Annotated in this window: 19 protein-coding genes; 15 read left to right on the top strand and 4 right to left on the bottom strand. The window is 60.2% G+C overall.

Annotated elements, in window-relative coordinates; translation table 11 throughout:
* Window positions 1-209 precede the first annotated feature (209 nt).
* The 5 genes from ACMZPQ_RS02515 (at window position 210) to ACMZPQ_RS02495 (ending at window position 4,838) form a co-directional block, all read left to right on the top strand.
* A complete protein-coding gene (locus ACMZPQ_RS02515; RefSeq protein ID WP_197581056.1) occupies window positions 210-659 on the top strand; it encodes a hypothetical protein in 450 nt (149 codons plus the stop codon).
* A gap of 135 nt (window positions 660-794) precedes the next feature.
* Window positions 795-1,985 carry an efflux RND transporter periplasmic adaptor subunit gene (locus ACMZPQ_RS02510; RefSeq protein ID WP_197581058.1) on the top strand — a complete coding sequence of 397 codons (1,191 nt, stop codon included), beginning with the start codon at window positions 795-797 and terminating at the stop codon, window positions 1,983-1,985.
* Window positions 1,982-3,952: a MacB family efflux pump subunit gene (locus tag ACMZPQ_RS02505; protein WP_197581059.1), complete on the top strand. Its 1,971-nt coding sequence runs from the start codon at window positions 1,982-1,984 to the stop codon at window positions 3,950-3,952. The genes ACMZPQ_RS02510 and ACMZPQ_RS02505 overlap by 4 nt, the downstream gene beginning before the upstream one ends.
* A gap of 91 nt (window positions 3,953-4,043) precedes the next feature.
* Window positions 4,044-4,430 carry a hypothetical protein gene (locus ACMZPQ_RS02500; RefSeq protein ID WP_197581061.1) on the top strand — a complete coding sequence of 129 codons (387 nt, stop codon included), beginning with the start codon at window positions 4,044-4,046 and terminating at the stop codon, window positions 4,428-4,430.
* Between the two features lie 30 nt (window positions 4,431-4,460).
* Entirely contained in the window at window positions 4,461-4,838 is a 378-nt protein-coding gene (locus ACMZPQ_RS02495; RefSeq protein ID WP_053510318.1) for an EF-hand domain-containing protein, read from the top strand.
* Window positions 4,839-4,995: 157 nt separating this feature from the next.
* Here ACMZPQ_RS02495 and ACMZPQ_RS02490 read toward each other — a convergent pair whose 3' ends face one another.
* Both ACMZPQ_RS02490 and ACMZPQ_RS02485 read right to left on the bottom strand, forming a co-directional pair.
* Window positions 4,996-5,451, bottom strand: coding sequence for a hypothetical protein (locus ACMZPQ_RS02490; protein ID WP_197581063.1), 456 nt, complete (start codon window positions 5,449-5,451; stop codon window positions 4,996-4,998).
* Between the two features lie 102 nt (window positions 5,452-5,553).
* Window positions 5,554-5,961, bottom strand: a complete 408-nt coding sequence (locus tag ACMZPQ_RS02485; RefSeq protein ID WP_197581066.1) for a hypothetical protein — start codon at window positions 5,959-5,961, stop codon at window positions 5,554-5,556.
* Window positions 5,962-6,590: 629 nt separating this feature from the next.
* Here ACMZPQ_RS02485 and ACMZPQ_RS02480 point away from each other — a divergent pair.
* Entirely contained in the window at window positions 6,591-7,787 is a 1,197-nt protein-coding gene (locus ACMZPQ_RS02480) for a PAAR domain-containing protein (protein ID WP_197581069.1), read from the top strand.
* Window positions 7,788-8,973: 1,186 nt separating this feature from the next.
* Here ACMZPQ_RS02480 and ACMZPQ_RS02475 read toward each other — a convergent pair.
* Window positions 8,974-9,321 carry a winged helix-turn-helix transcriptional regulator gene (locus ACMZPQ_RS02475; RefSeq protein WP_197581071.1) on the bottom strand — a complete coding sequence of 116 codons (348 nt, stop codon included), beginning with the start codon at window positions 9,319-9,321 and terminating at the stop codon, window positions 8,974-8,976.
* 102 nt (window positions 9,322-9,423) lie between these two features.
* Here ACMZPQ_RS02475 and acuI point away from each other — a divergent pair, with 102 nt between their 5' ends.
* The 3 genes from acuI (at window position 9,424) to ACMZPQ_RS02460 (ending at window position 14,521) form a co-directional block, all read left to right on the top strand.
* Window positions 9,424-10,413: an acrylyl-CoA reductase (NADPH) gene (gene acuI, locus ACMZPQ_RS02470; protein WP_197581074.1), complete on the top strand. Its 990-nt coding sequence runs from the start codon at window positions 9,424-9,426 to the stop codon at window positions 10,411-10,413.
* 120 nt (window positions 10,414-10,533) lie between these two features.
* Window positions 10,534-13,284, top strand: coding sequence for a UvrD-helicase domain-containing protein (locus tag ACMZPQ_RS02465; RefSeq protein WP_312645847.1), 2,751 nt, complete (start codon window positions 10,534-10,536; stop codon window positions 13,282-13,284).
* A gap of 487 nt (window positions 13,285-13,771) precedes the next feature.
* Window positions 13,772-14,521, top strand: a complete 750-nt coding sequence (locus tag ACMZPQ_RS02460) for a hypothetical protein (protein WP_197581077.1) — start codon at window positions 13,772-13,774, stop codon at window positions 14,519-14,521.
* 327 nt (window positions 14,522-14,848) lie between these two features.
* On the opposite strand, the gene ACMZPQ_RS02455 is transcribed toward ACMZPQ_RS02460, so the two are convergent.
* A complete protein-coding gene (locus ACMZPQ_RS02455; RefSeq protein WP_154329497.1) occupies window positions 14,849-15,880 on the bottom strand; it encodes a hypothetical protein in 1,032 nt (343 codons plus the stop codon).
* Between the two features lie 227 nt (window positions 15,881-16,107).
* Between ACMZPQ_RS02455 and ACMZPQ_RS02450 the strand changes: the two genes are divergently transcribed.
* From ACMZPQ_RS02450 to ACMZPQ_RS02425, 6 genes are all read left to right on the top strand, one after another.
* On the top strand, window positions 16,108-17,001 hold the full coding sequence (locus ACMZPQ_RS02450) for a M15 family metallopeptidase (protein WP_197649834.1): 894 nt from the start codon (window positions 16,108-16,110) through the stop codon (window positions 16,999-17,001).
* Window positions 17,002-17,115: 114 nt separating this feature from the next.
* Window positions 17,116-17,742 (top strand): fimbria/pilus periplasmic chaperone, encoded by a 627-nt coding sequence (locus tag ACMZPQ_RS02445; protein ID WP_197649833.1) that lies wholly within the window; start codon window positions 17,116-17,118, stop codon window positions 17,740-17,742.
* Window positions 17,742-19,901, top strand: coding sequence for a fimbria/pilus outer membrane usher protein (locus ACMZPQ_RS02440; RefSeq protein ID WP_414485992.1), 2,160 nt, complete (start codon window positions 17,742-17,744; stop codon window positions 19,899-19,901). Before ACMZPQ_RS02445 ends, ACMZPQ_RS02440 begins: the two co-directional genes overlap by 1 nt.
* Window positions 19,902-19,977: 76 nt before the next feature.
* Entirely contained in the window at window positions 19,978-20,496 is a 519-nt protein-coding gene (locus tag ACMZPQ_RS02435; protein WP_197649831.1) for a Csu type fimbrial protein, read from the top strand.
* Between the two features lie 112 nt (window positions 20,497-20,608).
* Complete coding sequence (locus ACMZPQ_RS02430) at window positions 20,609-20,983, top strand: hypothetical protein (RefSeq protein ID WP_197649830.1); 375 nt, start codon at window positions 20,609-20,611, stop codon at window positions 20,981-20,983.
* Window positions 20,980-23,037, top strand: coding sequence for a YadA-like family protein (locus ACMZPQ_RS02425; protein WP_197649829.1), 2,058 nt, complete (start codon window positions 20,980-20,982; stop codon window positions 23,035-23,037). Before ACMZPQ_RS02430 ends, ACMZPQ_RS02425 begins: the two co-directional genes overlap by 4 nt.
* Window positions 23,038-23,144 lie beyond the last annotated feature (107 nt).

Genomic DNA, 23,144 nt, shown 5'->3' with positions numbered 1-23,144 from the left:
TGCACAGCATCCGGGTGAGCGGCACGGTTGAGGACGCCGCGCCGGATCTGACAGGACACCTGCATGTGACACAGGGAGCTTCTCCACCCCCCACTTCCACACGCGCTCCGCCCTCCCCCAATGCGCCCGGCCTGACCGCCGCCGCATGGAACCGCCGCGCGCATGCGAGCCGCGCGCGTGGGCTGGAACATTGGCCGCGCTGGCTGCGGATGATTCCCGAACGCGAGCGGGTGGACGTACTGATCCGCTTGTTCCCTGCGCTGTTCCTGCTGCTGCCCGGCACTGCGCTGGTGGCTTCAGCGCATCGGCACGCGCACGCAGCGACCACCGCCGTGGTGCTGTTCGTCGTCGTGCATGCCGCACTGCACACGCTGGCAGTGTGGCGGGGGGCTGCATCGCGCCCCGTTCCGCAGCTGCTGCGGACCCTGCATACGCACGAAGCTGCAGTGATGCTTGCCGCCACAGCGCTGATCATCGTGGTCAGCGCTGTGGCGGCGGGACTGTCCACCACCGTGTGCTCCGTGCTGCTGGCTGGCGCCCTGTGCCAGCTCCTGAGCCTGCGCACGGCCGCGCAACGCCTGCGCCATGTTCTGCTCGCGCTCGGCAGCCTGCTCCAGTTCATCGCGATGGCGCTGCTCACGCTCGGCCTCAGATACTGAAGCGCCCAGACCCGCGCAAGGTTCGCGCAATCCAGCGCATCGAGACTCGACGACCATCCACACCTGTCACCGCAGGCGTGCATTCCATCTGTCGCGAGGACCCACGATGCCCTGTCTCTTCTGGATGCTGTGCCGATGAGCGCCGCACCGCGCAACCGCCGCCGCGTGCTCATCATTGCCGCCGCGCTGCTCTGCACAGCATTGCTCCTGTTCGCCTGGCTGCGGCCCGCATCGCCACCGCGCCTGGAGGTAGCGCCGGTCACCCGCGGCAACATCGAACAGGTGGTTGAAGCCACCGGCACGCTGAAGCCCTCGCGGCTGGTGAGCGTGGGCGCGCAGGTCTCCGGCCGCATCGAAACCCTGCATGTGAAGCTGGGCGACAAGGTAAAGGCCGGTGACCTCATCGCCGAGATCGACTCGCGCACCCAGCGCAATGCGCTGCAGAGTGCGCAGGCCGCCCAGCGCGGCGCCCGCGCGAACCGTGATGCCCTCGCCACCGATCTGCGCCAGTATCAGCTGACCCTTCAACGCCAGCAGGCGCTGGTTTCAAGGCAACTGGTCGCGCGCGCTGACTACGATGCGGCCAAGGCCAAGGTCGATGCCACGCGGGAGCAGATCGCCGCACTCGATGGCGAGGTGGTGCAACGACAGACCGATGTGGATGTGGCACAGACCAACCTGGGCTACACCCGCATCACCGCGCCCACCGATGGCACCGTGCTGGCCGTGGTCGCGCGGCAGGGACAGACCGTCAATGCCGTGCAGAGCGCTCCGACCATCGTGATGCTCGGCAACCAGGAGGTGATGACCGTCTACGCCGAAATCTCCGAGGCCGACGTAGTCCACACCGCACTGGGACAGGAGGCGTTCTTCACCATCCTGGGCGACAGCGGCCGACGCTACAGCAGCACGCTGCGCGACATCGCACCGGCGCCCGAGTCGATCACCAACGAAGACACCTCCGGCTTCGCATCGGCTGGCGCTTCGGCGGGCGCCAGCCGCACCGCCATGTACTACAACGGCCAGTTCGACGTGGACAACGCCGATGGCCGCCTGCGCAGCTACATGACCGCGCAGGTGCGCATCGTGCTGGGGCGTGCCAAGGGCGTGCTGACCATTCCCTCGGCCGCGCTGGGTGCACGCGCCACCGATGGCAGCTACAACGTGCAGGTACGCGGCGCGGATGGCCACCCTGCCCCGCGGCGCATCACCACCGGACTGGACGACCAGATCAACGTGGAAGTGCGCAGTGGCCTGCAGGAAGGCGAGCAGGTGGTACTGGCCCAGGCCGGCGATGCCGCCGCCACAGCCGCCGCACAGCCATGACCGGCGCAGAGAAGGACACACCGCTGCTGCGCGTGCGCGGCATCCGCCGTGAATTCGCCGCTGGCGAACAGACCCTGGTCGTGCTCGATGGCATCGACCTGGATATCCGCGCCGGTGAGCTGGTAGCCATCGTCGGCCAGTCTGGCTCGGGCAAATCCACCCTGATGAACATCCTGGGCTGCCTGGACCGGCCCTCGGCCGGCGCGTATCAGATTGCCGGCCGCGAGACTGCGCAGATGTCGCCGGACGAACTGGCCGAGCTGCGCCGCGAGCACTTCGGCTTCATCTTCCAGCGCTACCACCTGCTGACCGACCTGACCGCGCTGGGCAACGTGGAAGTGCCGGCCATCTATGCCGGCCAACCCAGCGCCGACCGCCATGCCCGCGCGCAGGCGCTGTTGCAGCGGCTGGGCCTGGGCGAACGCATGCAGCACCTGCCCGGCGAGCTGTCCGGCGGGCAGCAGCAGCGCGTGTCGATCGCGCGCGCACTGATGAACGGCGGCGCGGTGATCTTCGCCGATGAGCCGACCGGCGCACTGGACACCCAGTCCGGCAAGGAGGTGATGAAGATCCTCGGCGAACTGCACGCCGAAGGCCACACCGTGGTGCTGGTCACCCATGACATGGCCGTGGCCGAGCATGCGCAGCGCATCATCGAGATCCGCGACGGGCGCATCGTCGATGATCGGCCTACCGCTGCCGCGACAGCGGCGGCCTCCAGCAACCCAGCCACCCTGCAGGTGCGCAGCGAAGGCAGTGGCTGGCAGGCCCTGCGCGACCGCTTCGGTGAAGCCTTCCGCATGGCCCTGCGCGCGATGAACGCGCACCGCATGCGCACCTTCCTGACCATGCTCGGCATCATCATCGGCATTGCCTCGGTGGTGTCGGTGGTCGCCCTGGGCACCGGCGCACGCCAGGCCATCCTGTCCAACATCGCCTCGCTGGGCACCACCACCATCGAGGTCTACCCGGGCTCCGGCTTCGGCGATGTGCACGCGGCACAGGTGGAAACCCTGACGCCCGGCGACAGCATGGCGCTGGCCGGGCAGCCGTTCGTGGACAGCGCCACGCCCGGCGTCGCCAGCAGTGGCACCGCCCAGCGCGGCAACCGCTCGGCCAACGTGCAGATGCAGGGCGTGAGTGAGCAGTATTTCCGCGTGCATGGCCTGAAGCTCGGGCAAGGCCGCTTCTTTGGCCAGCCCGCCGTCGCCGGCTACCAGCAGGTGGTGGTGATCGATGCCAATACGCGGGCACGGTTCTTCGCTGCACAGGAAGATCCGATCGGCCAGACCCTGCTGCTCGGCAACGTTCCGGTGCGGGTGGTGGGCGTGGTGAAGAAGGAGGCCGGCGCCGTGGGCGATGCCTCGCTGCTGCAGGTCTGGGTGCCCTACACCACCGCCATGGCGCGCATGCTGGGGCAGAGCCATGTGTCCAGCATCACCGTGCGCGTGTCCGACACCGTGGGCATGCAGGCGGCGGAGGCCTCCATCGGCCGGCTGCTGGAGCGCCGCCATGGGCGGCGCGATTTCTACATGAGCAACAACGCGCAGATCCGCACGTCGATCGAGCAGACCACCCGCATCCTCACGTTGATGATCAGCTCCATTGCCGCCATCGCGCTGGTGGTAGGCGGCATCGGGGTGATGAACATCATGCTGGTGTCGGTGACCGAACGCACCCGTGAGATCGGCGTACGCATGGCGGTGGGCGCGCGCCGCAGCGACATCCTGCAGCAGTTCCTGATCGAGTCGGTGCTGGTCTGCCTGCTCGGTGGCGTGCTGGGTATCAGCGTGGCGCTGGCGCTGGGCGCCGTGCTTGCACTGGCCGACATCGGCTTCTCGCTGGTGTTCTCGAGCACTTCGATCCTGGCCGCGTTTGCCTGCAGCAGCCTGATTGGCATTGGTTTCGGCTTCCTGCCGGCGCGCCGCGCGGCGCAGCTGGACCCGGTGGAGGCGCTGGTGCGCTGAACGACGTGCGTGCAATGCAAGCGACTACAGGTTCGCGCAATGTCCGCGCGCTGTACTGGCACCACCGACACAGCCGCACAGGAGCGGAACGATGTTTCAGAAGACAGGACGTACAGCGTTGCTGCTGGGCGCCGCACTGCAACTGCTGGTGCTGATTCCATACGCGGACGACGCCCATGCACAGGACCGCGATGGCTACCGCTCCGGCTGGGACCGGGGCTATCAGGACCGCCAGCGCGACGAATGGGAGCGCCGCGAACGCGAACGTGAACGCGAGCGGCGTGATGACGACAAGGCCAAGCGCGTGGTGGTGGGCGTGGTCGGCGCGGCAGTGGTGGCCGGCGTGATCGCCGCCGCAGCCAAGCGCGAGCGCGAGACCCGCGAACGTGCCGACTACTGCATGAACCGCTACGGCAACTACGACCGCCGCAACGACACCTACCGTGGCTCGGATGGCTACACCTATCCCTGCCGCTGACCTGCCCTGCATTCCGAAGGAACCCACCGCATGAACAAGACGCTACTCATCATCGCCCTGTCTGCCGCCCCGCTCATTGGCCACGCCGCCAGTGGCGACCCGAAGCAGGCCTATATCGATTCCAGCTTTGCCGTCATGGACAGCAACGGCGATGGCCGCATCGACAAGGCCGAGTACGCGAAGTACCAGCAGGCACGCTTCAGCAAGCAGGCCGACTCCATCGACGCCGCGTTCAAGGAAATGGATGCCGACAAAGACGGAAAGATCAGCAGGAAGGAAGCCGCTGTGGTGCCGGAAATCGAGAAGTATTTCGCGGGGCTGGATACTGATGGCGATGGTTATCTGTCGCTGAAGGAAATGCAGCAGGCCATGGTGGCCGCGCAGACGGCAGACGCCCCGGCGAAGTAGCGCTCCGGTACGGGGTCAGCGCCTGATCGTGCGGCATTGCCGGATGCCAGGTTGCATCGCTCTGGTAGGTGCCCACCTGGGTGGGCACGGCTCCGTCACCCGGCGCGAGCGCCAGAGCGCCCACCAAAGTGCGCTTCCAGCGGGTAGCGCGCGGCGGTCAGCGCACCTTGTACAGCACCGCCGCACCCGGGCGCGGCTCGAACGCCGGAACGGTCTGCTGGGTGAGCACCGTGCCCTTGGCATCCCACACCAGCGTGTCCACCGGGTACTCATCCTTGCGGGTCATCTGGTCGATCTTGGCCACGACCACCGTCGCAGCGGCCGGCACTTCCGGATTCCAGCCGAACACGCCCACCCTCCCGTAGAACACGGCCGGCGCGGCGGCATCCAGCCGGCGGTCCGGGCACATCACCAGCCCGCGGTCGAGCATGACGCGCAGTGCACCGACCGGCACCTTCTTCACTGTCGGCGTGGTGCGCTCGCTGCTGTGGCCGGGGCAGACATTGGCCGCGCGGGTAACCATGTCCTCGGCCACCTGGCGGTCGGATTGGGCAAAGGCCGCGGCCGGGATCAGGCAGAGGCCGAGCAGTACACGCATGGACGTCCGGGTCATTGCAGGTTCCTGTGATGGATGCCAAGCGAACTTAGCAATGCCTGCCCGCCGAGTTGCAAAGACCGCGTGAGGCTGGAGCACAACCCCACGCAGCCCGCGCCATCACGGAACCAGGCAGCGCTCCACCTGCAGCGACAGCACCTGGCAGGCGTTGAACAGGCCTTCGACCAGCGCTGCGGACGGGCAGCAGGCGGGATCATCACTCTCCCGCGCCACATGCGCGGCGTGCAGCATGGCGGTCAGTGCGGTGATGCCCGAGGCACTGCGGGTGGCCAGGGCCAGATCGAAGGCGCGACCGGGGCTCAGCAGGGTTTCGGTCCAGGGCTGGCCATCGGCTCGCAGATTCTCACCGTGGCCTTTCAAGTGCGCGAAGAACGCCGACGGCGCGACGGACTCCGCGGATTCGCAGAGCGCCGCTTCAAGCGTTTCGGCCAGGGCGGCGGGAAGATCACGCGCGGCGGCGCCAAGCAGCTGGCGCAGGCGGGGAATGTCGGGAATACGGTCAGGCATGACGGCAACCTCACGGTGTGGCCACCTGCAGATGCGAGGTGGCGGACGGTGCGGGTTGGCGTGCCGGATACGTACCGCTGAAGCCGGCGGATCGAATGATCCCCACGCACCGTCCGCCATGAACTGGCAGGCGGTGCATTGTCATGGCTGCAGCGAAGGCTGCAAACACGACCGGTAGCGGTACGTAAGTTCGGGACGCCAATCCCGGCCAGGGCGAGTGCCTTGGCGCGGCGATGATTGGCGTACTCGTTCGTGGATGAAAAGTAGGGAAATGCCGCGTCGGCGCGCAGTCGCGGTACTTGCGTCATGTAATGGCGAGTTGTCCATCAAACGCACCAGACGGGGCGGGAATGCTTGCCTGCAGAGGGCTGGCGCTGTCCATGCGGGCAAGCCGAACGCGACACAGCTGATTCACCTTCCCCCATAAGCCCCTCATATCGGAACAGATCAGGTGTCGCGTTCGACCCTTGAAGACTCTGCTGATCCGACATCAGAGATCGAACCCGCACTTCCAATGAACCCGCAATCGCCCATTGCAGTTGGGCTCCGGCGTGCATGTCGCAAAAGCCACTCGAAGCAACGCCGAACGGCATCGGATTCTCCCGGCCGATCAGCAATGGAAGCGATTCATGGCACGGAACTGGATTGTGATGGGAGACCCGACCTCCAGCGGTGGGCGTGTAATCACTGCGTCGAACCGAACCGATATCGAGGGCATGGGCGTTGCACGCGTGGGCGACAAGGCGACGTGCCCGCACATGCACAAAGGGGTGTTTGCGATTGTCGAAGGTGACAGCACGATCATCATCGACGGCCAGCCTGCTGCGCTGGACGGATGCGCGCTCGCGTGTGGCTGCAGGGTGATGTCAAGCCAACAGCTCAGGGTGTACGTATCCAGTACTGCCACCACAGGCGGGACTGCCAGCCCCAACATGGCCGGTACGCAGCGTGCTGAAACGCCGCTGGCCAGCGGCCGCCGCCTTCAGTTCGACCAGGCTATCCGTTTCACCGGCTCACAGGGCATGCCGTTGCGGGAACTTCCCTACACGCTCCATCTGGCGAACGGCCAGACCTTCTCCGGCATGACCAACGCACTGGGCGAGACGTCACGTGTTTCAACCCGCGAGAGCGTGGCGGTGGTGCGCGCGGAGTTGCGCCCACCCAGCGCCACGAGCGGTTGTTGCGAACGGACCTTGTTGGCCGGGATCGATGATGCAGCGGTTTTTGATGTCGATGGTGTGATTACCACCTCTGACACCATGGGAACGTCGATCGTACAAGTGCAGGTGCCAAGCCATGAACGCGGCTTGACACAAGGCGAGATCGAGATGTCACGACTGGTGTTCGGCGATGCGATTGACTACAGCCTGGTGAGAATTCACAACCATGGGTATTGGATGCTGTTTGGGATGCAACCGGAGGACACGGTGGTCGCGCCCAATGGCGAGATCTATTTTCCAGACCTGATCTACAGCGATGACTTCTTGCGTGAGGACCTTGACCTCCAACATCTCTTCATACATGAAATGACACATGTCTGGCAGTATCAGCTTGGCTACAACGTGAAGCTGACAAGGGGACCGCGACCCAACATGAGCTACAACTATGTGCTTGATGACGTGCTCATGCTTCACGATTACAACATGGAAGCACAAGGCGACATCCTCGCGGACTACTTCCTCGCTGCATTCCGTGATTCGCAACGGCTGCAGAACGATACGGCTCATCAGACCGTGCACGACAACCTTGTCCGGCTGGAGCGCACTCTCTCGCGATTCCTTGCCTCAAGAGGCGACAAGAGCAACCTTCCGAGGACGACACGATGATCAAGCCGTCATGGCTTCTCTGCACATTGCTCACACCTCTCCTCGCCAGCTGCTCGCCACCATCCGGCCGCTACCAAGAGGCCACGGTCAGCACATCCGACGGCAGACTGTGCTTTGGCGTCCCTGACACGCGTGAGACGCGATCCGCTCCACCTGAAATTGTCACCATCGGAGTAAGCGTGGTTGGGCAAAGCCGATACCCAATGTGGAAACGCATTTTCATGGAAGAGAAAATGCCCAAGCGCACTCTCCCTCCGGACCAGTGCATACCCTACGCTTCCGGTCCGGCGCTGGCTCCACCATTACAGGGAGGAACGTACTACCAGGTGCTGCTTTCCGGGAGCACGCCGAGCGGCCCAGAAAAGGGTGGTGCGGGAGAGAAGCGCGTGTTTATCGCCTGCTTCCACCTTCGTCAAGTCACGGACGGTCCCGAACTGAAACCCATGGTAATGAGCTGCTACAAAGCACGCAGAGCTGCAGCGCCGCCCGCGAAAGCTCACGACCAATAGTTCGCGCGGTGCAGTGCGGAGCTACCTGAGCCGGTGCGGCGTAATACCCGCATGGCGACAGGCGCCCCTCCAAGGACGACACGATGATCAGACACTCATGGGCCGTCTACGCGCTGCTGCTACCACTGGTTGCCAGCTGCTCACCACCATCCGGGCGCTACCAGAAAGCCACCGTCAACACGTCCGGCGGCAGGCTTTGCTTTGGTGTTCCTGACACGCGCGAGAATCGATCCGAGCCGCCTGATATCGACTCCATCGCAGTGAGCGCTGCTGGGCAAGGACTCTACCCAACGTGGGAACGGGTCTTCATGGACGAGCACATTCCCGAACCTTCGCTCCCACCTGACCAGTGCATACCCTATGGATCCGGTCCCACCCCTGGCCCGCAGCTGCAGGTGGGCGCGTACTACCAGGTGGTGCTCTCTGGGTATACGCCGGATAGCCTGGACGATGGAACTTCGGGAAAGTTGCGTGTATTCAGAGCCTGCTTTCATCTAGGTGAATCCGCCGATGGCCGCGAGTTGAAGCCTGTCGTGGTGACCTGCGGGGATGTGCCCCAATCTTCGCTGCCCCCCTCATGAGCGGAGGCCTAATGGTTCGCGTGGCGCAGAGCGCAATCGCATGAACCGCTGCGGCAGGGGGCTCGCCGCACTTCCGGCATCACCGGCTCCCAGCCTTCAACTGTCCCCGCGCGTACTCTGGTACCCGCGATAGGTTTCGCCCCACTCGCGCATCGCCAGCAGCACCGGCACCAGCGTGCGCCCGAATTCGGAAAGTTCGTATTCCACCTTGGGCGGAACCTCGGCATAGACGTGGCGGATCACCACCCCATCGGCCTCCAGTTCGCGCAACTGGCTGGTCAGCATGGACTGGGTGGCGTTCGGTACCCGCCGCGTCAATTCCATGAAGCGCCGCTTGCCGTTCATCAAGTGGAAAAGAATGATCGGCTTCCACACGCCACCCATCACCGACAGCGTGACTTCCACGGCGCACCCGCTCTTGCCATCCCAACGCCTGCTACGCATGCATACTCCCGAAAACCATAGTACCTACGGAAAAACATCGTTCTTGTTGTGATAACGGTGCGAGCCTAGCATGGCGCCATCCACTGAACGTGAGGCGCTTCCATGAGTTTCAAGGCACTGCTGACCGACAAAACCGACGACAGCGTTTCCACCGAGCTGGTCGATTTCGACGAAGCCGACCTGATGGACGGCGACGTGCTGGTGCAGGTTGAATACTCGACGCTGAACTACAAGGACGCGCTGGCGCTCACCCATTCGCGCCCGGTCATCCGCACCTTCCCGTTGATCCCGGGCATCGACCTGGCGGGCGTGGTGCTGGAGTCGAGCAATGCCGGTTTCCAGCCTGGCGCCCGCGTCGTAGTGAATGGCTGGGACCTGAGCATGGGCCACCACGGTGGCCTGGCCCAGCGCGCCCGCGTGCGCAGCGAATGGCTGAACAGGATTCCCGGCAACCTGACCACCCGCGATGCCATGGCCATCGGCACTGCCGGCTACACCGCCATGCTGTGCGTACTGGCGCTGGAAGATGCGGGCGTAGCTCCGGAAAAGGGCGACGTGCTGGTGACCGGTGCCAACGGTGGCGTGGGCTCGATTGCGGTGGCGATCCTTTCCAGGCTGGGCTACCGCGTAGTGGCCGCCACCGGGCGCCCGGAACACGCCGAGTATCTGCACAGCCTCGGCGCGGCCGAGATCATCGACCGTGCGCAGCTTTCAGAACCGCGCGACCGGCCGATCAGTGCCGAGCGCTGGGCGGGCGTGGTGGATGTGGCCGGTGGCCCGACGCTGGTCAATGCCATCGCCGAAACGAAATACCGCGGCGCCGTGGCCGCCTGTGGGCTGGCGCAGAGCGATGCACTGCATGGCTCGGTGCTGCCCTTCATCCTGCGCAACGTCACCCTTGCCGGCGTGGACTCGGTGAATGCCCCGCAGGACGTACGCCAGCGTGCATGGGACCGCCTCGCCACCGACCTGGACCCGCAGAAGCTGGAAAGCACCGTGCAGCAGATCGGGCTTGCCGAGGTGCTGGACGTGTACGAGCAGATCATTCCGGGCAAGGTGCGCGGGCGGATTGTCGTTGATGTGAACGCGTAACATGCCATCAGCCAGCGCGCCAGATGCGCGGGCGCCACATGCGGCACCAAGGCCCCTTATCATGGGGCTGTAAGGGCGCTATACGCCCGGTGAAACATGCAAGGCAGTATCTGGATGTCTATGGAATGGCGCCCCTCGGGTTGGGGCCAGCGTGTGACCCGCTCGCCACTGTGGCGGCTGCGGCTTGATGGCGAACACCTCGAGCTGACCCTTGGGAATGAGCAGCACCGACAGCACGTGGATGGCGATCATCGCGTGCAGTTTGTTCCGGGGCTGTTCTGGGCCCGGGTGGTACTGCAGACCGGCGACGGTCCGGTGTCCGTGGGTGGGCTGCCCAATCGGCAAGCGTCCCAACTCGCCGCGGCGGTGCAGGACGTGTTGTCCGCGCGCAGCACGCGCGGGCGCAGGGGCCTGTTCGTGGACGTGCTGGCGCAGATCCAGGCCTGGCTGAGTGCAGCGGACGCACTGACCGATCGCGGTCACGCCAGCCGCCGCTGGATCACCCACGAACAACAACAAGCGCTGCTGGCCGACCGCCCCGCCCTGCCGCTCTCCCCGGATGAGCTGGAGCGCCTGTTCCTCGATGCCAGCGTGCATGACGACCTGCGCTCCAGCCACCATCTGGCCGCGCTGGAAGCGCTGAACGACTGGCATCTGGATTGGCCTGCCGTATGGGCCGAAGCGAACGACGCCATGGCCACGCGTGAGCTGGTCCTGGCCAAGGACTTCCTGGACCGGGTCGAGAGCAGACCACTGACCGAGGAACAGGCCCGCGCGGTCATCTGCTTCGACAACCGCGTGCAGGTCGTGGCCGCGGCCGGCTCTGGCAAGACCTCCACGATGGTCGCCAAGGCGGCTTATGCCATCGATCGCGGCTTTGTCGAACCCGAGCGCATCGTCATGCTCGCCTTCAACAAAGATGCGGCCAAGGAACTGGAAGCGCGCGCGCAGCGCTCCTTTGATCGACTCGGCATGGGTGACACCGTGGTCGAGGCGCGGACCTTCCATGCGTTGGGCCTGGCCATCATCGGCAAGGCCACCGGCCGCAAGCCCGACATTCCCGAGTGGGCCATCGATGCCACGTTGGGCTTCAACAAGCTGGCCGACCTGGTGGACGACCTGAAGGATCGTTCGATCCACTTCCGCACCCAGTGGGACATGTTCCGGCTGGTATTCGGGCGCGACCTTCCGCCATTCGGTGCCGAGATGCTGGCCGATGGCTACGACCGCGACGGCACGCCGTATATCCGCACCCTGCAGGGCGAGCGGGTGAAGAGCCTGGAAGAATGCGTCATTGCCGATTGGCTGTTCTACAACGGCGTGGCGTACGACTACGAGCGCCGCTACGAATTTGATACCGCCACCGACACCCATCGCCAGTATCGACCGAACTTCTATTACCCGGACGCAGCGCTGTATCACGAGCACTTTGCGCTCGATGCCAATGGCCAGCCGCCAAAGCATTTCGCCCAGTATGCGGAGGGCATGCACTGGAAGCGGCAACAGCATGTGGCGCGCGGCACTGCGCTGGTCGAGACGACCTCGTTTGGCCTACGCAGCGGCCACGCCCTACATGACCTGACCGAGACGTTGGGCGAGTGCGGTGTAGAGCTCGACGCGAACCCGGACCGCGAGTTGCCCGATGCGGGTGCCAAGCCGATGCCGGATGCGGACCTGATCGGCTTGATGCGCACCTTCATTGCCCATGCCAAGAGCAACTGCCTGACGCTGGACGATATGGCTGCGCGCTTGCGGCAGATGCCCGAAGACCAGTTCAAGGAACGCTATCGGCGCTTCCTGGAAATCGCCGGTCCCGTGTCCCAGGCCTGGGACAACGCGTTGGCCGACGAGCGCGGCATCGATTTCGAGGACATGCTCAACATGGCCGCCGGCCTGCTGGAGCAGGGACGCTATCAGTCGCCGTACGACCTGGTGTTGGCCGACGAATTCCAAGACGCCTCGCGCGCCCGCGCGCGTCTTTGCCGCGCGTTGGCCAACGGCCCGGACCGTTACCTGTTCGCCGTCGGTGACGACTGGCAGTCGATCAATCGCTTTGCCGGTGCAGACGTATCGGTGATGACCGGATTCCGCGACTGGATGGGGCAAGGACTGGTGCTGAAGCTGGAGCAGACCTTCCGCTGTCCTCAAGCGCTCTGTGATGTTTCCAGCCGCTTCATCAGCCGCAATCCCGCGCAGATCGCCAAGGCGGTACGTTCGGCTACGCCAGCGATGGGACCGGTGCTGCAGGCCTTCCAGATGAACCGGCGGGAGGAGGTGCAGGATGGTGTGCGCCAATACCTTGCCAAGCTGCATCAGCAACTGCTCACGGGTGCGGTTGCGCAGGGGCGCAACGGTCGCGTCTCTGTCTTCATTCTTGGGCGCTACCAGGCCGATCGCAGCGCCGTACCTGCGGACTGGAAGACGTTGTTTGGCAACACGATGGAGGTTGAGTTCCTGACCGCCCATCGCTCGAAGGGGCGCGAGGCGGACTACGTGATCCTGCCGGGCATGGTGAATCGCGGCTTCCCCAGCCTGCGTTCGGATGACCCGGTGCTTTCGCTGGCGATGCCCGATGGCGATACCTACCCGCTGAGCGAAGAGCGGCGGTTGTTCTATGTGGCGCTGACGCGTGCGCGGCGCAGCGTGGCGATGTTCACCCTGCAGGGCAAGCACTCGCCGTTCCTGGACGAGCTGGTCAAGGACGGGGCTGTGGAAGTGACTGGAATTTCAGGCGCGGCCATCCATGAGGAACGCTGCCCGGTGTGCAAGGTGGGGGTGTTTGTGGAGCGGAATGGGCCGCATGGGGCGTTCCGGTCGTGCTCTAGTTACCCGTTGTGCCATAACAAGCCGAGGAGTGGGCGTCTGGGGTGAGCGCATCTGACTTCGTGCACAGGCGCTCGCCCGTGTCAGGCGGCGCAAGCTGACCTGATTGTCCGATGGCCATGTGACGGCTGCGGAGGCAGCAAGAAGGTCTGAGAGCCAATGACGAGGACGTACCAGATTTGCGCCTATTTTGCCGCGTATCAATGACGGCGAGGGTGAAGTCGCACGCCAAGCCAGGAACCAACGCCTCATTGAGAATCCAGCACCGGCCAGCCAGCCGGCCAGTCGCACCACCGCCGGATCGGAGTTCCTCCCAGCTCACTCGCCATCACGATAGGCGCTCTGTGACTTGAGGGAAAAATCTCCACCAACCAATGGGGGAGATCAGGCCTGTCCTACGTTAATGGATACCAGTTGAGCATCAACGTGTAGTGGGCATGCCCCTCGGAAACTACGCTCCCTACGGGATCATCGATCTCATTGACACGCGAAATTCGATCGGCGAGAAATCGCGCTCAGTGACCGAAGATCCGTCATGTTCCAAGTGGTGGACCCAGGTCCAGAACAATATGCGCGGGGTAAAATAATGCACGCCAGATCGATCCTGTTTACAGCCATTCTTGCGGTCACCGCGACTGCCTGCTCAGAACACACGACCTCTGACCAGAGCAGCGTATCAACGACGACAGATCGAGCCGTTTCGCGGCCTGCCAACCCAGATCAGGCACCACGCGCCATCGCGTCGCAGCCCTCAAACGTTGGCGGACCCAATGGCTCCAATGCAATTACGCAGCGCCTGTGCACTGGAGACTGCAGAGACGACGGTCCGTTGCAGGCAAAATCGCAAGAAGAAGCCGAGTGGCTGATCCGCCACAAGTACCCATCGCAAGCTGAACTCGAGCGACTGCGTTCAGAGTCGCTGGACATACTGCAACAAAAAGCCTCAGCGGGTGACCCCACTGCGGCCGCGGTGCTGGGAAAACGGATTGCCATGGAGAAGAACTTCATGGACGGCCAGGTGATGCTCCGAAATCAGGTGCTATCAGGCAACTTCTATGCGCTATACGCGATCTCGGAGTCGTACCGCGAATCGAGGGTGCCGAACCCGGTAGATGGTGCAGCTTACCTCCGTTTGGCCTACATCATGGGCGATCACAAAGCAGCGATAGAGATTGCAAAGATGCGCCTCAGCTCAGCCGAGCTGGCGGCTGCGGATAGCAGGGCGTCCCTGCTTTACAAGGGATTCGCAGGCGACCAAGTACCTGATCCACGCCCTCAAGGGTAGGCGCACTACAACCCGTAGGGCGCTCTCCTGAGGGCGCCCTTACTTCACCGGTTGGATTGCATGACCTAGTGCAGAAGCACCATCGGGGCGTGGAATGACCTATCCCATGCCAGCAATGTCTCCTACAACGAAAAAGCCCCTGAAAAAAACAGGGGCTTCTTCAGTTCTGGCGGAGAGAGTGGGACTAAACGATCCCAACACTAACCCATTGATATTAATGAGGAACTCTTGCCGGAATGTGTCCTGGTGAGTGTCCTTCGAGTCTATTGCCAAAGTGACATTGACTCAAGCACAGCGATGTCGGCTGGCCTTGGTTAGGGCGTCAATTTAATCGGCCGCCGCTGCTTCAACACCTGTATTGACGTCAAAGCTCCATCCGCACCCAGAGCAGACTATGGAATTTTGCTCGTAAAGCTTGAACAAGGACTCGTTGTCTGACAGCACGGGCTTAGTGCAATTCGGGCAATCTAAATCCAGCTCATTAAGTATAGATCTGATCTCTGTCATCAGTTCGGTAGAGCCCAGACCATTGGAACGAAGATCAACCCAATGCGCAAATCCGATCCGCGTTCTGACAAAGGTTAAATCCAATGCATCGTCTCGTCTTTTGGCGAAGCTGGACACAAGAGCTTCAACAACATCAATCGTGTGCATGATTACAAGTGGAAGGTAGCTATAAAAGCCCTCCCATTGAGTCAGCCAGGCTTCTTCTGTCGAAAATATGAAGTTGAAGTTAGCCGCCTCTGTCTCTAGACCTGGAAAGGTTGTTACAAGATGATTTGCTTTTTGAAAAAGGTCTTCATAACCAAAAGCGAATTGCTTGTTGTAGCGAAGGTCATACATAAGCCTGGGCTGCATCCAGCCCCCTAGCGACTTTTTTTCCATCGCAAGTGTGATGAGCTCCAATTTCCTCTTCTCACTCATCTTACTGATCGACTTCGCCTTAAGCTCGTCACCTTCGAACACAGTAAGCATGTCCTCGGGATCAGCGAGCAACCATTCAAGGTAAAGAAGGTTCTCTTTTAAGGGCTTCCTCAAGAGTGCGTATGCGACCGTGAGCTTGCCTTTAGCAGAGCACCTTAAAGCCTCATAGAGAAAATTTAGGAAGTCCCCGAGCAATGCCGCCGTGAGCTGCTTGTAATACATCTCCTTAATTTCGTCACGATGGCCGTTTTCCGTCATCCACTTGAATAGCTCATCACCGCCAAGACCCTCTTGAATGGGAGCGTTTGCAACGACCTGGACAGAAAAGATGTCCGCCTTTGCCCCCTCTTTCACTGTCGACACCAGCTGATCGTGCAGGAAAAAGGAGAAGTTATGACTGAAACGAAATCGTTCGGGGAGATTTCCGTAATCCACGCATGTTCCTAGTGAACGCCAGGCTAGGCAATGCCAATTCTTACGTCAGCTAACCGCGACGTCAAGGCCGCGCCAGAGCCACCGGCCATGGAATTAAGGTCGAGCCTGCGGCCCAGCCGATGGATAGCTGAAACTAACGAGCGACACGAAACTTTGGTCGATGAATCCTTGACATTGCGCGGCCCCGGCTTATTTGTGATTAACACTCAAATAAAACTGGAGATCCAATGCGCAAACTGCTTTTTAGCTTACTCATGCTCCTTGCACCAACAACTGCCCTTGCTGCTCAAGAACCTTATTGGTCAAAACTCACTTCATCGAATTTCCTGGTGAGCCCGAGCACTGCCCATGTTCAAATTTTTGATCAGGGTTCAAGTGGCATCATTTTCGGATCCTCGTCACCACTGTTCTATGGAGAAATCGTATCCGATAGCAACTCGATCCAACCCGAAACACTAAGACCAAAGAAGAAACAACGCGGACGGATCTATCGCTTTTTCCATCCAGCTCAAGAACGGGTTTGGAAAGGCATCCATCCTGATCTCAAAGAAAAGATCGAAGCAATTCAGGAGGTGATGGAGGCGGAAGGGTTTGATATAAGACCAGTTGAAGGATATCGAAGCCCTGAACGTCAAACGGCCCTCCTCGCCTCCGCATCCGGGGTCACGAGTGTTGGCGCATGGTCGAGTTGTCACAACTATGGCTTAGCGCTAGACGCCGCTATCTACGTCAATGGTAAGCCGAGCTGGGATCTGAGCGACCCTCATGTCATTGCGGGATATCAGCGGTTCGGCGAGCTGGCGGAAATTCTCGGTTTAAATTGGGGCGGCCGGTGGACCTCTCCCAAAGACTATCCGCACGTTGAGATGAAAGCCGAGTGTGGTCAGTCCAAATGGGCAAAGCGCCACGGCCAACCTCTACCCAAGTTCACCGCGAACGCTGGCGAACCATCATCTCTAATTCTTGAACGAGCGCTGATTTCGACTTGGTGCCCGATAGGATTGGAAGCCACCTGCATCGCTATGGGTAAAGAAAGATTTGCTTTGTGGGGCTGGACAGTTCAGAGCCAAAGCAGAGCATGCATATCTAGATCAGATCTTTATCTTTACGCTTTTTCCTAACCATATTTTAGATCATAGATCCGCACATTGTTGCGGCTTTTTTTATTGATCAATCCTTGACATTGCGTGGACCTCCGTTATTTGTGAAGAACACTCAAAACATTCGGAGATCCAATGAAATATCTATTGTTAAGCGCAGCTCTAGCTCTCTGTCCATTTACATCAAATGCAATGCAAGTCTCGCCCCTGGCTCAAACCATCAACCCGAGCAAGAACAATGGCTCGTTGACTGTTGCCAACACGTCGAATGAAAAGAAGGAATACCAGATCCAAGCATATAAATGGATCTTGGTGGATGGAAAGCAGAGCCGCACACCTGTTGACGCTATCCGTTTCGCTCCTAGCTCGTTCTACCTTGACGGTGGCAAATCTCAAGTAGTCCGCTTCATCAACAGCGAAACATCCAGTGCTGAGCTTGCTTATCGCGTCGTCGTCAAAGAGAAGAACGTCAAGAAGCTGGAGACGACTGGGGTTGAGCCCGTCTTCAACATGAACTTCCCGATTTTTTGGCGAGCATCTGATCGAGCCACAGTGACCGCAAAGACTTCTGGCTCAACCATTGTTCTTCGCAACGCAAGCCCGATAACCGCCCAGATCGCGAACCTCAACTATGGCAGCTATCGTCGTGATGGCTTGGTTGGCTACTTGCTTCCAGGCGAAGAAATGATCATTTCCAAGGGCAACGCGACATCGGTCAAGGCTTTGATCAATGGCGTCGCTACTGAGCTAGTGATTGAGTAATGGCTTGGCGCTCCTTTGCGCTAGCCCCTCTTCTTTGGTGTTCGAATTCATATGGTGCTGAGAGCATCTATGCCATTGCGATCAACGGCAAAACCGTCGATGAGGCACTTCTAGCAGCAACAACCGAAGACGGCGATTTGCTCGTGCGATCAGACAAGCTCAAAAGCTACGGCTTTGTCGGCGACTTCGCTTCAATCCAAAGCATGAAAGCACTCGGTGTAGGGGTGGAAGTGAACGGTGAGAAGCAGCTTGTCACTCTCACAGTGCCTGGCAAATATTTCAAGCCTCAGATTGTTGGATCAGTGGACGCGCTTGTAGAGGCAGACTCCGCACCGAAGGGCATCTTGATCAACCAAGATCTCGCCGTCATCCGCTCATCCAGAGGCGACTGGGCAGCATCTTGGGGCTATGACATGCGAACAGGTCTCGCAGGTGGTGTGCTGATCAACACGGGGCAACTGAACGTTCAACCGGGTGGTTTTTCCAACACACGGGGTCTGACCATCTGGACTAGGGACCTCCTTAAGAAGGGGCTCTCGGTGGAGATCGGGGATGTCTTTACGCCCTCGCTTGGCATCACATCCACGTCGAATTTGCTGGGATTCAAAGTCGGCACGGAGCGCGAACTCACCGGCGATCTCTACCCTGTTCCTGTGATCGCTGGCATTGCCGATAGCAGAACTACTGCCGAGATCTATCTCAACAATGAGAGGCAACGCCAGCTCAACCTAGACCAAGGCCCCTACTCCATCGAACAGGGATCAATGCTAAATGGCTTGAACTCGTCGTCTGTCGTCCTGAGAGACCAGTTTGGACGCGAACAGATCATCCAGAGTGACTTCTATTTTACCAACCGTGCCCTGCGCCCAGGGGCATCAGAATGGGCTGTGACTGGCGGCCTGAGCCGCTTCGGATCCATTGGTAACGACTACCGAGATCTTGCGCTCGCGGGCTTCTACCGCAGGGGCCTGAGCCCTTTCTTTACGCTCGGTTCCTCTGCACAGACGATGGGCAAAAATGCGAACGTGGGCCTTGATGCAACTGTCGTCCTCGGGACCGCTGGTGTCCTCACTCTAAGCAGTCTGGCAAGCCACTCAGATGGGCAAAACGCCCTCTCCTACTTGGCTGGATACAGCTATCAGACTCGCAACTGGTCCATCAACGCTCAGACCCAGAAACGCTCAACGGACAGCTGGCAGCTCGGTGATCAATGGCGCGGCGGATCGGTCATCACACGCAGCAACTTGGCGAGCCTTTCATACACCCATCGCCCATTCCAGGTTGGGTTGTCTTGGTCTTCGAACACCTATTCCTCGGGAGCTCAGAACGAGCGCCTGAGCCTCACAGGACGCTACTCCGGGGCAAAGAGCACCCTGAGCGCCCAGCTCTATCGAGACCGCGATGAGAGCGGCTTCTATGTGTTCTACACCCGCCAGTTTGGTGCCCGACAGCGAGCGAGCGTCTCGGTCAGTGATGACCACAGGAGCTTGGCAATCAATGGTAGAGCCGGAAGAATCAACTACGGAGTTGGGGCCTCTGATTCGGGCTCCTATGGCAATGTCGGGCTCGACACCCGCTCAGGACGCTTCCAAGCACAGTCCACGACGCGCAATGGCGATATCGGCCTGACAGGGCGCTACGAGGGCTCAATCTGGCTGGGCGAAGGTGGTGCACTTGTCGGTCGCACCCTCAATCGTTCATTTGCCCTGGTCGAAGTTGCTGATACATCAGACGCGAAGCTCAACGCCAACGGGTCAAGACAAGTCACGAATAAGCGTGGATACGCATTGTTCCCCCTATCCGCATATCGAACATCGAACGTTGGTCTAGACGTAAGCTCCCTGCCCCTCGATGCCCAGGTCAACGAGCGCACACAGACAACGACGCCGCCACGGTTGTTCGGAAGCAAAGTGACCTTTCCAATCTCTTACACCAAACCACTAGAACTGCGAGCAATTTTCCAAGGGGAAATTGTGCGCGGATCAGGGGTCGCGGTCGCAGACGACTTGGAAGTCCCAATCGCAGATGATGGACGAATATTCCTTCGCACATACAACCCTGGCAGAAGCATCACGATCAAAACAGATAGCGTTACTTGCATTGGTGTCCTTCCCATCGATAAGGCCGACAAAGATCTTGTGCAAATTCAGTGCGAATGACTTGCGCAATTTCAAATTCGCCTTAACTTCGATTGGATCCTAAGCAATTCCGCTTATCAATGAAGGAGATCAATCGATGTTAAAGAATAAAATTACCATTGCTACCGGCTTAGCATTTGGCTTGGCAATGGCTGCTGCAAATCCGGCTTTTGCTGCAACTGAGACACAGACAATGAATATCACTGCCGTTCAAGCGGCAGTCTGCAAAATGGCAATTCCTGATGACGTATTTATGCAGCTGGGTGAAAGGGACGAGAACAGCGTTATCGTTGCGCTCTCTGCGATCCAGGATCTGACTGTCATATGCAACAAAGACCTCCCCTACACCGTTGAAATGGATACGGCCGACGCGTCCGGCAACTTTGTGATGACTGACGCCGCCACATCCAAAGAGATCAAAGCCCGGGCAAGCTTTGGCTTGAGCGGTCCGTCGAACTGGCAACCTTTTAGCACCACTGCAAACAACGCCGCATTGAGCTCCGTTGGGACTGGCGCAGAACAAGTGTTTAGCACTCGCATCACTGTCAACACGGACGCGACATATGCAGCTGTTGGCACTTACACAGCAGAACGTCAAATCACGATCTCTTACTAAGATCGCTGCGCCATAAAATAAAGCCGCCTTCGGGCGGTTTTTTTGTGATCAACGTCTTGCGCTTTAGATTTTTTCTGTTTTGTTGAAGGCAACTCAACGAAACGGAGATCCAGTGTTTAAATTATTTATCCCACTACTTGCCCTTTTATCAGCCCCCTCATTTGCAACAGTGATCACAACTGTCGATCCCCAGGCATTCAATGCGGCCGTCAAGCCAACAGTGTCTTTCCAGAACGGCGTTTGCACAGTGCAAGGCGCATTGATCGTTGCTAACGAACTCGTCTCTGACGCGCATATCGTTGTTCGAGCAGACCAGGGAACATCTCCGGTTGCGGAAGCACGCACTGGGAGCGATGGCCTCTACACCGTTTCATTTGCATCAAAGAAAGGAGCGAGCTTCCAAGAAGTCGTGATCTCCAAGCCAGACAAAGCCGGCAAGATCAGCGCAGTGCCTGGCCCCATGTTTGTCTGTGGGGTGAAGCAATGAAGGCCTTCCGAAAACTCTCACTCGCACTGTCGTTCGCGCTTGCGGCCATCGCCCATCCGGCCATGGCTGACACAGTCGGCGATCAAATGATCATCAAAGGCTCCCAGAACGCCACATGCCGGGACAATGGTGTAGTCGGCTGTCTCGTGCTCGGCAACGGCGCTTCGGCGTGGCTGACTACCGGAGGAGTCACAGACAACTCCATCGACGCCAACCCAATCGGAACGGCCACTGTCGTTGGGAATCGGGCTACCAATACAGACGGCGGCGTTGCCTTTGGCGATACGGCCTCATCTGCCTGGGGCGGTTCGGCAATCGGCAATTTTTCTGTCGCTAGTCAGCAAGCGGTAGCCCTTGGATACCGAGCTTACGCCGGCACCATCGGCAGCATTGCCATCGGTTCAGGCGCGGTCGCGAACGGCAGCATGTTTGGCTCAGCGATTGCCATCGGCGGGCAAGCTACTGGTGCTCGCACAATCGCTATTGGTGGCGAAGCATCCTCCCAAAACGCTGTTTCTTTAGGCCATGGCTCAACAGATGGGGGTGCGAATACCGTATCTGTCGGTGACAGCAGCATGCGTCGCCGAATCGTCAACGTTGCAGCCGGCCAGGCTGGAAATGACGCAGTGATTGTGAGTCAGATTGCACCACTTGCTGCATCACTGGGCGGTGGAGCTAGCTTCACGAATGGTGCCTTCAATGTTCCAAGCTATGCTCTTTCCACAGGAACCTACACGACTGTTGGAGCTGCTTTGACTGCCTTAGACAACAAGCCAAGCGGCGGGTCAGCTTCTCCGTATTTCAAAGCGTCATCCCCCGTCACAGACGGAACGGACACAGCGCAAGCCACAGGCCAGTCAGTCGTAGCAGCAGGAGCCGGAGCGAAGGCAGCTGGCACCTACAACACTGTAATCGGCGCTGATAGCGCGGCTTCGCTCTATGGATCGACGGTCATCGGAAGCCTCAGTTCAGCGGGTGATTCTGCCTTTGCGGGCGGACATCAGTCCGTTGCTGGCGACTCGTCGGTGGCTTTGGGTGCTTACGCAACGGCCGGCCAGGACTGTATTGCCATTGGCTACGGTGCATCGTGCACTGAGTCAATGACCGCGAGCTTTGGCAGTGCGGCTGGTCAGCCCGTTCGCTTGACGAACATCGCGAGCGGCCAGGATGAGACTGACGCGGTCAACATGGGTCAGCTCAACAGCGTTTCCATTCAAGTCACCAACACCCAAAACGCTCTCTCTTCGACCACCAGCTATTTGGGTGGCGGTGCCAATTACAACGCGGTCACGAACACCATTGTCGCCCCGAGCTACGACTTCCTGAGCGGTGCGAGCTACAACACAGTCGGCGATGCGTTAGCAGACCTGGATGGCCGGGTGACAGGCTTGGAGAACGCGCCAGGCGGTGGTGGATCCAGCACACCAGGTCCACAAGGCCCTCAAGGTGAGAAAGGTGAGGCAGGAGCGCAGGGAGATAAAGGCGAACCCGGCCAGGACGGCAAAGACGGTTCTGCGAAGGTTGCAGCTGGCAAGAACATCGAAGTTCAGACCAAGGCAGATGGAAGCACTTCTGTGAGCCTCTCAGATCAAATCGAGCTGAGCGATCAAGGATCGATCAAGGTAGCCAAGACCATCATCAATTCCGAGGGAATCAATGCCGGTGGCAACCGGGTAACCGGGGTGGGCAACGGCTCGATCTCTCAGGGATCAACAGACGCGGTCAATGGCGGTCAGCTCTATGACATGCAGCAACAGTGGTCGGATCGTTGGGAAGACACCACTCGACGCATTGGCAACCTGGAACGTGAGGTCAAGATCCAGGGAGCTCAGTCCGCAGCATTCGCTTCAATGATGGGTGCACAGACTTCTGGCGTCATCGGTGAAGTCCATGCCACTGCTGGCGTTGGATTCTATGGCAACAAGGCTGCTGTGGCGGTGGGTTGGAAGGCCCGCGTGAGTGAGAGGGTCAACCTCTCAGCAGGCTTCTCAAAAGGTATGGGCGGCGGATCGATCCAAGGCGGCATCGGGATCTCAGTCAACCTCGGCCACTAATTATTGTTCAAACCTGGGGAGATCCGATCTCCTTCTTCCCAGGCGGGGGCTCCTCTTTTGAGTGGGGGAGCCCCCATCTTTTTGCCAGCAAAGCATTGACAACAGAC

This window comes from Stenotrophomonas maltophilia (assembly GCF_047497515.2).
GTDB lineage: Bacteria > Pseudomonadota > Gammaproteobacteria > Xanthomonadales > Xanthomonadaceae > Stenotrophomonas.
This window is presented reverse-complemented; position numbering and strand designations above follow the sequence as displayed.